This is a genomic window from Methylobacterium sp. 17Sr1-1, from assembly GCF_003173775.1.
Classification (GTDB): Bacteria; Pseudomonadota; Alphaproteobacteria; order Rhizobiales; family Beijerinckiaceae; genus Methylobacterium.
In genome coordinates this window covers 5,617,032-5,631,066 of sequence record NZ_CP029552.1, presented here as the reverse complement: position 1 = coordinate 5,631,066, position 14,035 = coordinate 5,617,032, and the positions used below count along the sequence as shown (strand labels likewise).

Annotated in this window: 12 protein-coding genes; 7 read left to right on the top strand and 5 right to left on the bottom strand. The window is 72.3% G+C overall.

Annotated elements, in window-relative coordinates; translation table 11 throughout:
• Positions 1-67 precede the first annotated feature (67 nt).
• On the bottom strand, positions 68-1,639 hold the full coding sequence (crtI, locus tag DK412_RS25650; protein ID WP_109974271.1) for a phytoene desaturase family protein: 1,572 nt from the start codon (positions 1,637-1,639) through the stop codon (positions 68-70).
• A gap of 107 nt (positions 1,640-1,746) precedes the next feature.
• On the opposite strand from crtI, the gene DK412_RS30370 reads away from it, so the two are divergent.
• Positions 1,747-2,100, top strand: a complete 354-nt coding sequence (locus DK412_RS30370; RefSeq protein WP_162596303.1) for a hypothetical protein — start codon at positions 1,747-1,749, stop codon at positions 2,098-2,100.
• Positions 2,101-2,118: 18 nt separating this feature from the next.
• On the opposite strand, the gene DK412_RS25645 is transcribed toward DK412_RS30370, so the two are convergent.
• Together DK412_RS25645 and croR are read right to left on the bottom strand one after the other, a co-directional pair.
• Positions 2,119-2,922: an RNA methyltransferase gene (locus tag DK412_RS25645; protein ID WP_109974270.1), complete on the bottom strand. Its 804-nt coding sequence runs from the start codon at positions 2,920-2,922 to the stop codon at positions 2,119-2,121.
• Positions 2,923-2,970: 48 nt separating this feature from the next.
• Positions 2,971-3,432 (bottom strand): 3-hydroxybutyryl-CoA dehydratase, encoded by a 462-nt coding sequence (gene croR, locus DK412_RS25640; protein ID WP_109974269.1) that lies wholly within the window; start codon positions 3,430-3,432, stop codon positions 2,971-2,973.
• A 498-nt stretch (positions 3,433-3,930) separates the two neighbouring features.
• On the opposite strand from croR, the gene DK412_RS25635 reads away from it, so the two are divergent.
• The gene (locus tag DK412_RS25635; RefSeq protein ID WP_109974268.1) at positions 3,931-5,601 is read left to right on the top strand and encodes a methyl-accepting chemotaxis protein; all 1,671 of its coding nucleotides are present in this window, start codon (positions 3,931-3,933) and stop codon (positions 5,599-5,601) included.
• Between the two features lie 28 nt (positions 5,602-5,629).
• Here the strand turns inward: DK412_RS25635 and DK412_RS25630 are convergent, their stop codons facing one another.
• Positions 5,630-6,577: an aminoglycoside 3'-phosphotransferase/choline kinase family protein gene (locus DK412_RS25630; protein ID WP_109974267.1), complete on the bottom strand. Its 948-nt coding sequence runs from the start codon at positions 6,575-6,577 to the stop codon at positions 5,630-5,632.
• Between the two features lie 274 nt (positions 6,578-6,851).
• Here DK412_RS25630 and DK412_RS25625 point away from each other — a divergent pair, with 274 nt between their 5' ends.
• Complete coding sequence (locus tag DK412_RS25625; protein ID WP_109974266.1) at positions 6,852-7,472, top strand: cation transporter; 621 nt, start codon at positions 6,852-6,854, stop codon at positions 7,470-7,472.
• A 162-nt stretch (positions 7,473-7,634) separates the two neighbouring features.
• On the opposite strand, the gene DK412_RS25620 is transcribed toward DK412_RS25625, so the two are convergent.
• A complete protein-coding gene (locus DK412_RS25620; protein WP_245447280.1) occupies positions 7,635-8,105 on the bottom strand; it encodes an Rrf2 family transcriptional regulator in 471 nt (156 codons plus the stop codon).
• 396 nt (positions 8,106-8,501) lie between these two features.
• Here DK412_RS25620 and DK412_RS25615 point away from each other — a divergent pair, with 396 nt between their 5' ends.
• The 4 genes from DK412_RS25615 (at position 8,502) to DK412_RS25600 (ending at position 13,961) form a co-directional block, all read left to right on the top strand.
• Entirely contained in the window at positions 8,502-8,738 is a 237-nt protein-coding gene (locus DK412_RS25615; protein WP_109974264.1) for a hypothetical protein, read from the top strand.
• A gap of 194 nt (positions 8,739-8,932) precedes the next feature.
• On the top strand, positions 8,933-9,934 hold the full coding sequence (locus DK412_RS25610; RefSeq protein ID WP_109974263.1) for a cytochrome c peroxidase: 1,002 nt from the start codon (positions 8,933-8,935) through the stop codon (positions 9,932-9,934).
• A 255-nt stretch (positions 9,935-10,189) separates the two neighbouring features.
• Positions 10,190-11,842 carry a methyl-accepting chemotaxis protein gene (locus DK412_RS25605; RefSeq protein WP_109974262.1) on the top strand — a complete coding sequence of 551 codons (1,653 nt, stop codon included), beginning with the start codon at positions 10,190-10,192 and terminating at the stop codon, positions 11,840-11,842.
• A complete protein-coding gene (locus DK412_RS25600; RefSeq protein ID WP_280953957.1) occupies positions 11,778-13,961 on the top strand; it encodes a glycoside hydrolase family 15 protein in 2,184 nt (727 codons plus the stop codon). The genes DK412_RS25605 and DK412_RS25600 overlap by 65 nt, the downstream gene beginning before the upstream one ends.
• Positions 13,962-14,035: the final 74 nt, after the last annotated feature.

Genomic DNA, 14,035 nt, shown 5'->3' with positions numbered 1-14,035 from the left:
CCTTTGGCTGTGTCGCCTTGTCTGCGACGAACCGGCATCCACTTCGTCGGACAATGCTCCGGGCGCCTCACGAGGCTTCCCCGAGGCTCGCGGCGGGGCTGAGCGGCATGCCGCGGGAGGGCACCTTCTGCAGGGCCAGGTCCTCGGCCATCAGCCGCGCGGTGATGCGGGCGCCCTCGTAGATCACCGGCAGGCCGGAGCCCGGATGGGTGCCGCCGCCGACGAGGTAGAGCCCGGGCCCGAAGCGGTTGTGGGGCCGGAAGTAGAGCATCTGGCCGAGGTCGTGCGACAGGTTGAAGGTCGCGCCCTCGTGCACCGCGAACTCGTCGCGCCACTGGGTCGGGTCGACCACGCGCTCGTAGCGGATGCGCGACTCGATGTCGTGGAGACCGAGCTTCTCCAGCCGCTTGAGCACCAGGGCGCGGTAGGACGGGCCGACCGTGGCCCAGTCGATCCCGGCGCGCAGGTTCGGCACCGGCACCAGCACGTAGAGGCTGGTATGGCCCGGGGGCGCCATGCCGCCGTCGGTGTAGCCGGCATGCTGGACGTAGATCGAGGGCTGCATCGGCAGCACCCCGTCGGAGACCTCGCGGATGTTGCGGGCGTAATCCTCCGACAGGAGGATGGTGTGGTGGCCGAGGCTCTCGGGCATCGATCCCTCGATGCCGAGATAGAGCATGTAGGTCGAGCAGGAGAGGCGGGCCTTCTCCACCTTGGCGTTCCGCCAGCGCGGGCGGCGCGCTTCGGGCACCAGCTCGGGCACGACCTTGGCGAAGTCGCCGTTGATGACGACCGCGTCGGCACCGATGCGCTCGCCCCCGGCCTCGACCCCGACGGCCCGCTTGCCCTCGAACAGCACCCGGTCGACGGAGGTGCCGAGCCTGATCTCGACGCCCATGCGGCGGGCGAGTCCGGCCATCGCCTCGGAGACCGCGCCGCAGCCGCCCACCGGGTGATAGACCCCGTGCTCGTATTCGAGGAAGCTCAGGATGGTGAACAGGCTCGGGCACCGGAACGGCGACATCCCGAGATATTTCGTCTGGAACGAGAAGGCGAGGCGGACCCGCGGATCCTTGAAGTAGCGCGACAGGTCGCGGTCGACGGTGGCGTGCGGGCGCAGCAGCGGCAGCGCCGCCAGCATCGCCGGGGAGACGAAGCTGCGCAGCGAATCGCAGGCCTGCTGCAGCACCGGGATGAAGGCCGCGAGCTTGTGGCGGTTGTCGTCGAGGAAGCGGCGGACGTTCTTCGCGTCGAGGGGCGCGATGCGGGCGATCTCGGCCTCGAGGCGCTCCACGTCCGGCGTCGCCCGGATCTCGCCGCCGCCCTCGAAGACGAGGTGGTACTGGGGATCGAGCCGCTCGAGGGTGAGGTGGTCCTCCAGCCGCTCGCCGCAGGATTCGAAGATGTCGGCCAGGATGCGCGGATAGAGGAAGAAGGTCGGCCCGATGTCGAACTTGTAGCCGCCCGGCGCCGTGACCGTCCGGGTGCGCCCGCCGACGGTACCCTCCTTCTCGATCACCGTCACCTGCACGCCGTCGCGGGCGAGCATCAGCGCCACCGCGAGGCCGCCCGGCCCCGCCCCGACCACCACCGCCCGCCGCCCCGACAGGGTGCGGTACCCATCCCGCGGCTGCAACAACGCTCCACCTCCTGCCTGACCCGACGACGGGTGCCCGTGCGTACGGCCTAGTTGTGGTGCGCGGCCTTGAGCCGGCAATGGCTGCGCATTGTCGCGGTGGGGTGGGCGTGGATATTTTCCTGGGGTGTGACGGGATAATGCGCCGACGAGTGGACTGCAGTGCCGCACCTTTGGCGCGGAAGGAGATTCCGACGACAACAGAGCGCATCAAGCGGCCGTTCAGACCCCGCCCAACGCCCGAGCGCATCGATGTCGCTGCGGTTCAACAAGAGTTAGCCGCTCGCTACCCGAAGATCCGCGCGGCGCTCACTGGGCGAACCGGCGACGCGCTCATGGAGCACTGGCTGCGCGAGGAGGTGGCTCCTGTCTTCGGCCGGGTGGCGGCTGGGGCGGAGCCGCTGGTATCAGCCGACGACGTTCTGGGCGGAGCGGCAGAACGTTATCGGGCGCGGAAGGCCTGATCGCGCGCCGGGCGACCGTCAGCTCCCCACCAACCGCCCGCCGCCGAGCCGGTGCAAGGCCACCGCCCCCGCCACCGCGACGTTGAGCGAATCGACCCCCGGCGCCATCGGGATCGCCACCCGGCGGGAGCGGGCCATCAGCGCCTCGGGCAGGCCGGGCCCTTCCGTGCCGAGCAGCAGCAGCGCGCGGGGCAGGGGCGGCAGGGTCGTGATGTCCTCGCCCCGCGGCGAGAGGGCGACCGGGACGAGTTCATGGCGCTCGCACAGGGCCAGAAGGTCGTCGCCGCTCGGCACCCGGGCGAAGGGCATCGTCAGGCTCGTGCCGGCCGAGACCCGGATCGCCTTGCGGTAGAGCGGATCGCAGGTCTCGCCGTCGAGGACCACCGCGTCGGCCCCGAAGGCGGCGGCATTGCGAAAAATCCCGCCGACATTGTCGTGGTTGGCGAGCCCCACGAGGCCGACGAGCAGGGCCGGGCCCGCCGGCACCAGGGCGTCCGGCGACGGCTCCGGCCCGCGCAGGCCCACCGCCAGCACGCCGCGATGGATCGGAAAGCCCGCCACCGCCCCCATCACGCCCTTGGCGGCGAGGTAGACCGGCGCGTCGAGGCCGTCGAGCGCCGGCGCCAGCCCGGGCAGGCGCTCGGGCGAGACGAGCACCGACTCGATCCGGAACCGGGCGACACTCGAGAGCAGTACCCGCAGCACCACCTCGCCCTCGGCAATGAAGCGCCCCTCGCGGCCGACGAGGTCGCGCTCGCGCATCCGCGTGTAGGCGGTGAGCCGCGGGTCGTCCGGGTCGTCGATCGGGATCGGGGTCATCACCGGGCCGGGCTACCTCGCGCCCGGACGTCCATCAACCCCGGAACTCGCTCACCCCTTGCGGGCGGCCAGCGGATCGGCCTCTGCCCTCGTCGGCACCTTCACCAGGGCCTCGCCGTCGAGCACCGTCTCGCCGTTGACGGCGCAGATGCAGGTCAGGCGGGCGCGGCGTCGCTCCGGCACCAGCTCGGCCACCTCCACGGTGACGTCGACGGTGTCGCCGATGCGCACGGGGGCGCGGAAGTTGAGGCTCTGGCTGATATAGACCGCGCCCGGGCCGGGCAGGCGGGTGCCGAGCACCGCCGAGATCAGCCCGGCGGTGTAGAGGCCGTGGGCGATGCGGGTGCCGAACGGCGTGCGGGCGGCGAAGTGCTCCGAGAGGTGGATCGGGTTGCGGTCGCCGGTGATCTCGGCGAAGCCGACCACGTCGGAGGCCGCGATGGTCTTGGACAGCGTCTCGGACAGGCCGACGCTCAAATCCTCGAAGTACAGCACGCGCAGTTCGGGCATCATCGGCGTCGCTCCCGGTCGTTCTCGAGCATTTTCCGACGAAGTGGATACCGGTTCGTCGAAGAAAATGTGACAAAATCAAGAATCGAGAGCAGTGCCCGATCGCGTTGCGATCGGGCACTGCTCTCGTATCGCGGCCGCGAGGGACGGCCGGCGGCTCGCGGCTCCGCCGATCCCGGTCAGGAGATCCCGGCCGGGATCCCCGGGGTCGCACGGGACGGGGGCGGAAATCCAGTGGCGAAAGGTCGGAGAGGGAGGGGTGGAGCCGGCCCCGCCGCGCCCGACCCTGCGGCAGGCGGAAGGATCATGAGACGACGGCTCGCGCAACCCGTCCCTTTCGCAGGGTCATGGCGGGATAGCCAGGCATTTCGCAAGTTGAAGCATCGTTGCAATACGACGCTATCTGGTTATCACAGGATTTGGATCCATTAACAGAAATTTAGCGATACCGAAGCGACAACAGGGTCCTCCTGTTCTGTCCGATCACTGGCGATCCGTTCCATGCGCATGTCCCTGAAGAGCAGCCTGACCGGCCTGTTCGGGATCCTCCTGCTGCTGACCCTGGCGCAGGGCGGCGTCTCCCTGTGGAAGCTCGACTCGATCGAGACCCGCATCGCCAAGCTCGCCGACGACGCGATGCCCTCGATCAACGAGGCCCATGCGATCAACGCCCTGGTGATGCGCGCCCGGCTCTGGCAGTTCCGCTTCATCTCGGCCGAGGCCGAAGCCGAGAAGGCGCTCTCGGCCAAGAGCTTTTCCGAGATGGACGCGGCGTTGGGCGAGCGGATGACGCGCTACCGCACGCTGATCAGCTCGCCCGCCGAGCAGGAGACCTTCGGCGAGCTGACGGCGAAGGTCTCGGCGTTCCGGGCCGACTGGGCCCGCCTCAAGGAGTTGCCGAGCCAGGCCGAGATCGGCGCCTTCTTCCGCGGCCCGATGAACGCAACCTACCGGGCGACGATCGATACCACCGGCAAGCTCGTCGGGATCAACGCCGCCGCCGGAACCCAGGCGGGCGAGGCCGCCCGGGCCGAGCGGGCCGAGGCCAGCCGCATCACCGTGGCGACCTTCGCGGTCGCCGTCCTCGTCACCTTCGCGGCGGTGCTGTTCTGCCTTCTGCGCATCGTCCGGCCCCTCGGCGAGATGACCGGCGCGATGCGCCGCCTCGCGGAGGGCGATGCCGGGACCGCGATTCCCGGCGCCGCCCGCCGGGACGAGCTCGGCGCGATGGCCGGCGCCCTCGCGGTGTTCCGCGACAACCTGATCCGCACCCGCCAGCTCGAGGACGAGACCGCGCTCGCCCGGGCCGGGGCCGAGGCGCAGCGCCGCCAGGCGATGCGCGAGATGGCCGACGCCTTCGAGCGGGCGGTCGGCGGCATCGTCGGCGCCGTCACGGCTTCCGCCACCGAGTTGCAGGCCACCGCCCAGACCATGACCCTCACCGCGCAGGAGACCGCCGGCCAGTCGGGCAGCGTCGCGGCGGCCGCGACCCAGGCCGCCGCGAATGTCGGCACCGTGGCCGCGGCGGCGGAGGAGCTCGGCGCCTCGGTCCAGGAGATCGGCCGCCAGGTCGACGGCTCGGCGCGGCTGGCCGGCGCCGCCGTCGCCGAGGCCGGCGAGAGCGCCGCGCAGGTGCGGGCGCTCACCGAGGCGACCGCCCGCATCGGCGACGTGGTCGGGCTGATCTCGTCGATCGCCGCCCAGACCAACCTCTTGGCGCTGAACGCCACGATCGAGGCGGCCCGCGCCGGGGCGGCCGGCCGCGGCTTCGCGGTGGTGGCGGCGGAAGTGAAGGAGCTCGCCGGCCAGACCGCGAAGGCGACGGAGGAGATCACCGGCCAGATCGCGGCGATCCAGGCCTCGACCGGCCAGGCGGTCGGCGCGATCAGCGGGATCACCGCCCGGATCGAGGAGATCTCGGGCGTGGCGACCTCGATCGCCGCGGCCGTCGAGGAGCAGGGCGCGGCGACCCAGGAGATCGTCCGCAACGTGTCCCAGGCGGCCGCCGGCACCGGCGAGGTGACGACGAACATCGCCGGCGTGGCGCGGGCCGCCGACGAGACCGGTGCTGCGGCGAGCCAGGTGCTGGGCGCGGCCTCCGAGCTGTCGCGCCAGTCCGAGCACCTCTCGGCCGAGGTGGCCCGCTTCCTCGACACGGTGCGGGCGGCCTGAGGCACCGCGGCGGGGATCAGATCCCGCTCTATGAGGGCCAGACGACGGTTTCCAGATCGGCAAGCGAACCGACGCGAGTTTCCCATCCGTCGATGGCGACGTTCCGCAGGTCGCTCGCGCGGTGCAGCAGCATCAGCGTCAGCAGGCGCCGCCGCATGGCGGCGTCCACGTCCTCCGGTCGAAGACCGTATCCCCACATCAGGCTCCCGACGCGATCGGGCAGGCCCGCGCACATGAAGGCGCTCGGACCGAGGAGGTCGTACTCGCGCCAACCAGTCATCACGTCGCCGAAGTCGATCAGGGCCGCGAGCCGCCAACGACCGTCCGTCTCGGCGAGGAGGAAATTCTCGGGGATCCACTCGCCCGTGAGGATCACCGGCTCCGCGTCGAGGGGGATGACGGCGGGCACCTGCCGCAGCAGGTCCTCCAAGCCGACCAGGAGATGCGGGGCGAGGCCGTTCCGGCGATGCCGCTCGATGCAGCCCGCCGCCTGCTGCGCGACGAAATCCGGCCATGCGGGCTCGAGGCCGACGAGGTCGCCGGGCGGGATCGCCTGCATCTCCACGATCGTGCGGCCGATCTCGGCGAGGATTCGCACCTTCTCGGCCTCGGGCAGGGCCGGCCAGGCCTCCGACCCGAGAATGCCGGGCAGGCGGGTCATGATGAGGTAGGACCAGCCGTCGCGCTCGCCCTCGGCGATGATCCCGGGAACGGGCACGGAGAGGCGTTCGCCCAGGAGGCGCAGCGTCGCCCGCTCGGAGACGAACTGGCTGCAGTAGAGGGGCGGAAACAGCTTCAGGACGGCGCAGCCGCCTAGGTCGACGACGAGGTTCGTCCCGGTCCGGAACGGCGTCAGCTCGCCCGTGGCGAAGGTCTCCGCCCGTGCGATCTCACTGACGAGGAGGCGCCAGTTATCGGGGGCCGCGCGCCACCGCGCGAAGGCCTGCCTGTCGGCGATGAAGGGAAATTCGAGCATGCGCGAGGAAATCCGTGACACGCTATCTTACCTGCGGACATGACGACCGCTTATAGGGCGCGGGTGAAGCGGGCCGGGACAAGGCGGGCAGGTCGTCTCCTCCTCCCGCCTGTCGCCGGCGGATGGCGGCACCCGAGCCGGCGCGGCCGCGCGGCGCAACCGCCCGGACGGCACGGCACCGGTGCGGCGCGGCCGGGTTCTCCCGCGGGCCCCCTGGCCCGGTCCGCCCGATCGGGGCATAGAGCCCCGGCTTCCTCGCCGCGAGACCCGTCCCGTGACCGCCTCCGATTCCGATCCCGCCCTGCGCGCCACCGTGCGGCGCGTCGCCCTGCTCAATCTCGGCTATTTCGGGATCGAGGCGTCGGTGGCGGTGGCGATCGGCTCCGTCGCGCTCGTCGCCGACAGCGTCGATTTCCTGGAGGATGCGGCGCTCAACCTCCTGATCGTCGCCGGCCTCGGCTGGCGGCCGGCGGCGCGGGCGCGGCTCGGCACCGTGATGGCCGGCATCCTGCTGCTGCCGGGGCTGGCGGCCCTCTGGACCGCCTGGCAGAAGATCGGCGCCTTCGCGGCCCCGGCCCCGGTGCCGCTGACCCTGACGGGCCTCGGCGCGCTCGCCGTCAACCTCGCCTGCGCGCTGATGCTGGCCCGCCACCGCGAGGGGCGCGGCAGCCTGACCCGGGCGGCCTTCCTGTCGGCCCGCAACGACGCGATCGCCAACGTCGCCATCGTGGCGGCCGGGCTCGTCACCGCCGCCACGCTGTCCTCCTGGCCCGATTTCGCTCCCTGGCCCGACCTGGTGGTCGGCCTCGGCATCGCGGCGATGAACGCCGACGCCGCCCGGGAGATCTGGCAGGCCGCCGCCGCCGAGCGCCGGGCCGCCAGAGAAGCGGCATGATCTTGAGACCCTGCTTCGACTTGCTCGACAGTCTCGACACCCTCCGCGTCATTCCGCGGCCGCGCAGCGGAGCCCGGAATCACGCGGAGGGTCTGGAGACCGACAGAGACCCATCGAACAGGCTCTGAGACAAGAACCACCCAACAAGCGGCTCGACAGGCCCTACGGGCCCGGCCCCGCCTCGCGCCCGATCAGGGCCCGCATGGCCGCGCCGGTCGGGCCGGCGAGCACGTCGGCGAGGGAGAAGCGGTCGAGCTCGCGCACGAAGCTGCGCTCGGCCGCGTCGAGCGCGTGCTTCAGGAGGCAGCGTCCGGCGAGCGGGCAGGGGCCGCGGGCGCACTCGACGAGGCAGCCGAGCCCTTCGAGCTCCGCCACCACCGCGCCGAGCCGCACCTCCACCGGCGGGCGGGCCAGGCGCACGCCGCCGGTGCGGCCCTGCCGCGCCTCGATGTAGCCGGATTCGGTGAGCCCGCGCGCCACCTTCTGCAGGTGGTGCAGCGACACTCCGAAGGCACGGGCGACGGCCGGCGTCGTCGTCCAGGTGCCGGCCTCCACCGCCCCGAGATAGAGCAGCAGGCGCAGCGACAGGTCGGTGTAGAGCGAGAGCCGCAGGGCGCTGTCCTTCCTTCGCAAGCTGCGAGACGTCGCCGGCGGTGCGCGCCCGTCCCCGGCCGTCATGGTCGCCCGGCAGCCCCCGGGCCGCTCCGGTCTCGGGGCGCGAGCTTACACAGATCGGGTCGTGCGAGAAAGTCGCGGGCCCGTTTGGATCGCCGTCGAAGGAATTCGCCGACGCGGCCCGGCGGACACTGCGGCGGCGCGACGGCATGCGCCCCAGTCGATCGCGGCATAATCTGGTAATTCTCGTACTTGTTTGAGGTGAGTGGGAAATTTGCGTTCGATAAACATTTGCAAGGGCGGCGATTGCCGCTGCGTCCTAGGGAATCGTCACCGCGGCCCCGATCGGCAGGGCCGGCCGGTGGGTTTCGGAAGATTCGGTCCGGGAGCCCTCTCACACCATTGGGGCAACCCGTGCCGCGCTATTTCTTCGACATCAACGACCACGACCTGTCGCACCGCGACGACGAGGGCAGCGATTGGCCGAACCGCGATGCCGCCCGGGCGCATGCCATGCGGATCCTGTCCGACATCGCCCGCGACGAGGCCCGCCGCCAGGACCGGCTGCACCTGTTCGTGACCATCCGCGACGAGGGCCGGGCCGTCCTCGCCATCGCCTCCCTGGCCGTCGCCTGCACCTGGCTGGACTGAGACCCGGCCGGCCCGATCGTGGCCCGTCGCCGCCCGGGATGTCGGCGCACGGCGCCGCCCGACCTGCCGCCGGGCTCTTGGGTATTAATTCCTCTTACTCAAGGAAAGACGGTTTTTAACTGCCGGTTCACAATATTTCTCTATCAGCCAGAGGAGCCGATCGAACGGCATCTAGGTCATCTCTCGGGACAACGATGAAGCTCAAGCTCTTCGCGCTCGCCGCCTTCCTGCTCGGCGGGGCCGGTGCGGCGGCGGAGCCGGACATCGCCGCCCTCAAGGCGCTCTACCGGCGACCGGCCAGCATCCCGTTTCCGGAGAACGCCCCCTACTCGCCGCAGCTCGCGACGCTCGGCAAGATGCTGTTCTTCGATCCGCGGCTGAGCGGAATGCAGAACCTGAGCTGCGCGAGCTGCCACAACCCGTCCTTCGGCTTCGAGGTCCCGGTGCCGGGCGCCATCGGGGCGACCAACACGCCGCTGGCGCGCAAGGCGCCCACCATCCTCAACGCCGCCTGGATGCCGGTGCTGTTCTGGGACGGGCGCGCGCCCAGCCTGGAGGCGCAGGCGCAGGGGCCGATCACCGCCGCCGTCGAGATGAACGGCAAGTTCCCGGAGATCGTCGCCCGCCTGAAGGCCATCCCGGATTACGACGCGCAGTTCCGCCGCCTGTTTCCCGAGACCGGCGTGAGCCGCGAGGCCCTGCTGACCGCGGTCGCGACCTACGAGCGCACGGTGGTGGCCGGCTGGGCGCCGTTCGACCGCTGGGTCGAGGGCAACGAGGACGCGATCAGCCCGGAAGCCAAGCGCGGCTTCGCGCTGTTCGCCGGCAAGGCCCGCTGCGCCTCCTGCCACACCGGCTGGAACTTCACCGACAACCGGTTCCACGACCTCGGCATCCCGACCCGGGACCCCGGCCGAGGGGGAATCGCGCCGGACGAGCCGGGGGCGCGCCACGCCTTCAAGACCCCGGGCCTGCGCAACCTGACCTACCGGGCGCCGTTCGGGCATGCGGGGCAGTTCGCCGACCTCGACGCGATCCTGACCTTCTACGAGGGCGGCGGGGTCGAGCGGCCGTCGAAGTCGCCCCTGATGCGGGCGGTCGCGCTGAGCAGCCCTGAGCACCAGGACCTCCTCGCCTTCCTGCGCTCCCTGACGGCCGAGCAGACCGAGACGGCCCTGCCCAACCTGCCGAACTAAGTGTGCACCTCACAAAACTCCCACCGCGCTGACGCCCCCACGGAGAGCGGCGGCGGGGATCGGGAGCTTCGTGAGAGACACCAGAGCATCTGCCGACGAAGCGGATACCGGCTCGTCGCAGAAAATGCGGCAAAATCAAAATCTTAGAGCACCATCCCCGCAACGGCACCCCCGCGCGGCACGCCCGCACCCCCGCCCGCCGCGGGCGGGCGGCCCGTGCGGTCGCGTCGAGCCCCACGTCTCCCGGGTCCCCCGATGTCGATCAGAACCAAGCTCCTCCTGCCGCTCCTCGGCTTCCTCCTCGCCGGCGGCGTGCTGGCGGCCCTCGTCGGCTGGCAGGGCGTCGCCGCCGTCGGCCGGCTCGGCACCGTCACCGGCCTCAGCCTCGCCTCCGGCGCCGCCGGCGAGGAGGCGAAGGTGCGCTTCGGGCGCGCCGAGGCGATCCTCGCCCGCGTCCTGGCGATGACCGACTTCCTCGATCCCGGCACGGTCGAGGCCGGTTTCCGGGCCGAGACCGCGGGCCTCGCCGCCGCCCTCGACCGGCTCGGCGCGACGGCGCAGTCGGAGGCGGTCGGCGCCCTGGTGCGCGAGGCGAGGAGCGAGACGGCGCGCTGGCAGCGCGACGCCGGGATCCTGCTCGGCCTGGAGCGGTCCCGCGAGATCCCGACCCGGGAGGCGATGAGCCGGCGCAGCACCGCCCTGCGGACGAGCCTCGACGCGGTGCGCGAGGCCGGCGCCCGCGACGCCGAGATGCGGGTCGCCGCCACCCGGTCCGGCCTCGAGCGGGAGATGACCGGGATGCTGCTGGCCGGCGCCGTGCTGGCGGCGGCCGGGCTCGGCGCCGCCGTAATGATCGCCCGCAGCGTGTCGCGCCCGCTGGTGCGCCTCGTCGCCGAGGCCGACCGGCTGGCGGCGGGCGACCTCTCGGTTCAATTCGTCGGGCTGGAGCGCCGCGACGAGGTCGGCGCCGTCGCCCGGGCGGTGGCGGGGTTTCGCGACGGCATGGTCGAGCGGGCGGCGCTCGCCGCCTCCAACGCCGAGCAGGACCTGCTGGTGGAGCGCGGGCGCCGGGTCGAGGCGCATATCCGCGCCTTCGAGGACGGCGTGCTCGCCGCCCTCGACGAGGTCGACGCCACCGTCGCCGCCATGGCGGGCTCGGCCGACCGGCTCGGCGCGGTGACCCGCGAGATGGAGCGCGAGGCCGCCGGCGCCGCCGGCACCTCGGAGCGGACCCGCAGCCACGTCGAGGGCGTGGCGCGGGCGGCCTCCGCCCTCGCCGGGGCGGTGGCGGCGGTCGGCCGGCAGACCGACGAAGCCGCGCAACGGGTGGCCCAGGCGAACGCCCAGGTCAGCGCCGCCGACGGCGCCGTCGCGGGCCTGTCCGGGGCGGCGCAGCGCATCGGCGACGTGGTGGCGATGATCGCCGGCGTTGCCGGACAGACCAACCTGCTCGCGCTCAATGCCACGATCGAGGCGGCCCGCGCCGGCGAGGCGGGGCGCGGCTTCGCGGTGGTGGCCGCCGAGGTCAAGGAGCTCGCCGGCCAGACGGCGCGGGCCACCGAGGAGATCACCCGCCAGGTCGCCGGCATCCAGTCGGCCACCGCCGGAGCCGTCGCGGTGATCCGCGGCATCGGCGGCGCCGTCGACGCGATCGAGTCCATCGCCGGCGAGACCGCCCGCGCCGTCGCCGAGCAGCACCGGACCGCCGGCGAGATCGGCCGCAGCGCCGAGGCCGCCGCCGGCCTCACCGCCGAGACCGACCGCAGCATCGACGGCACGGCGAGCGGCCTGCGCGGCACGGCCGCGGCGATCGCCGGGGTCGGGGAGGCGGCGGCCGCCGTGCATGCCGAGACGGCGCGCCTGCGCGGGCGCGTCCAGGACTTCGTCGGCCGGGTCTCGGCGGCCTGACGGGGTCTCATCCTCTTGTGCCTTCGCATCGACATGTCGATGCGAAGGCGTCCGGCGCATCAGCGCCGACGCCCGTTCGGGCTTAGCCAGCGCCTTCGAACACGTCTGTTCGAAGGCGCGACGGTATCAGGAGTTCCGGCGGCCCCCGATCCGACGTGCGCGACCCGATGGTGCGGCGCAAACCGTCGCGCCCCGAAACCGGCCTTCCGGCGAACCGTTACCCCAGCGCTTTAACCTGTGTTGGCAGCGAGGCGACGTGACGGACCGGCCGATCGAGGACTACGCCGTCATCGGCGATACCTGCACGACGGCGCTCGTCGCCCGGGACGGATCGATCGACTGGCTGTGCTGGCCCTGCCACGACAGCCCGGCGGCGTTCCTGCGCCTTCTCGACGACGACAAGGGCGGGTTCTGCGACCTCGTCCTCGAGGGTGTGCGGGAGACGCATCGCCGCTACCGCGCCGGCACCTGCATCCTGGAGACCACCTTCGTCACCGCCACCGGCCGCGCGACCCTCACCGACTTCATGCCGGTCCACCCGCTGGAATCCGTGCCCGACGAGGGACCGGACGGCGACCCGCGCGGCCGGATCGTGCGGATCCTCGCCTGCGAGGCCGGCACGGTGACGGGGCGCTTCCGCGTGCGCCCGAGCTTCGACTACGCCCGCGACGGGGCCGCCCTCGAACCCGAGGCGCGAGGGACGGTGCTGTGCCGGCGGCTCGGCCGTCCGGAAGGCATCCGCGTCGCCGCCACGGTGCCGCTCAGCCTCGCGGGCGACCGGGTCGAGGCGGCCTTCGCCTTGCAGGCCGGGGAGGGCGCGTCCCTGGTCCTCGCCCACCGGGAGGACGACGACGGCGCGGTGGGGGAGGCCGGGCCGAGCCTCTCGGCGACACAGGCCTACTGGGAGGAATGGTCCGGCCGCTGCACCTACGAGGGCGCCCACCGGGACACGGTGCTGCGCAGCGCCCTGGTGCTGAAGCTCCTGACCCACGCCCCCTCGGGCGGGATCATCGCGGCCGCCACCACCAGCCTGCCGGAGGCGGTGCCGGGCACCCGCAACTTCGATTACCGCTACGTCTGGATGCGGGACGCGAGCTTCACCGTCACGGCCTTCGTCAATCTCGGCTACGTGCGCGAGGCGGCGGAGTTCCTGCGCTTCCTGCGCGACGCCGACAAGACCCGCGGCCGCGACCTGAAGCTGATGTACGGCATCAACGGGCGCGTACCGGAAGAGGAGATCCTCGATCACCTGCGCGGCTGGCGCGGGGTCGGGCCGGTGCGGATCGGCAACGCCGCGTCCGGCCAGCACCAGTACGACATCTACGGCGAGTTCCTGGTGGCGCTCCACGCCTTCCTCGACGCCGTCGACTACGACCCGCCGGTCAAGGTCAACGACCACCTGCCGGAGGCATTGGGCCACCTCACCGACCACGTCATCCGCTGCCGCCACGCGCCCGACCACGGCATCTGGGAATTGCGCGACGAGACCCGCCAGATCCTGCACACCAAGGGCATGCTCTGGGTCGCCCTCGACCGGGCGGTGCAGATCGCGCAGGAGGTGGACGTGGCAAGCCCCGAGACGGTCGCGGAGTGGCGCCGGGTCGCCGCCGAGATCCGGGCCGAGTACCACGAGAAGGGCTGGAACGCGCGGGTCGGGGCCTACACCCAGGCCTACGGCTCCGACGACCTCGACGCGGCCGTGCTGCGCACGGTGCTGTTCGGCGCCTTCGACGCCCATTCGCCCCGGGTGGCCGCCACCCTCGAGGCGGTGAGCGCCGGGCTCGGCGACGGCGACCTGATCTACCGCTACCGCAACGGCGACGGGTTCGAGCACCCGGAGGCGACCTTCGCGGCCTGCGCCTTCTGGCGCGTCGGCTGCCTGGCGCTCGCCGGGCGCACGGACGAGGCCGAGCCGCTCTTCGCGCGGCTCCTCACCCGCGGCAACGACCTCGGGCTGTTCGCCGAGGAGATCGACGCTCCGTCCGGCGAGCAGCGCGGCAACGTCCCGCAGGGCTTCACCCACATGGCGATCATCAACCACGCGGTCCGGCTCGACCGGGCGGCGCGGCACGCGCGAGCCCAGACCGACGAGCCGTGCCAATGGGCGGTGGGGGCCTGAGCGCCGGAAACGCCGCCGGAAGGGGTGGGCACCGCCGCCCGAATTTGCTCTAAGGCTCGGACGGGCGCCCTCGC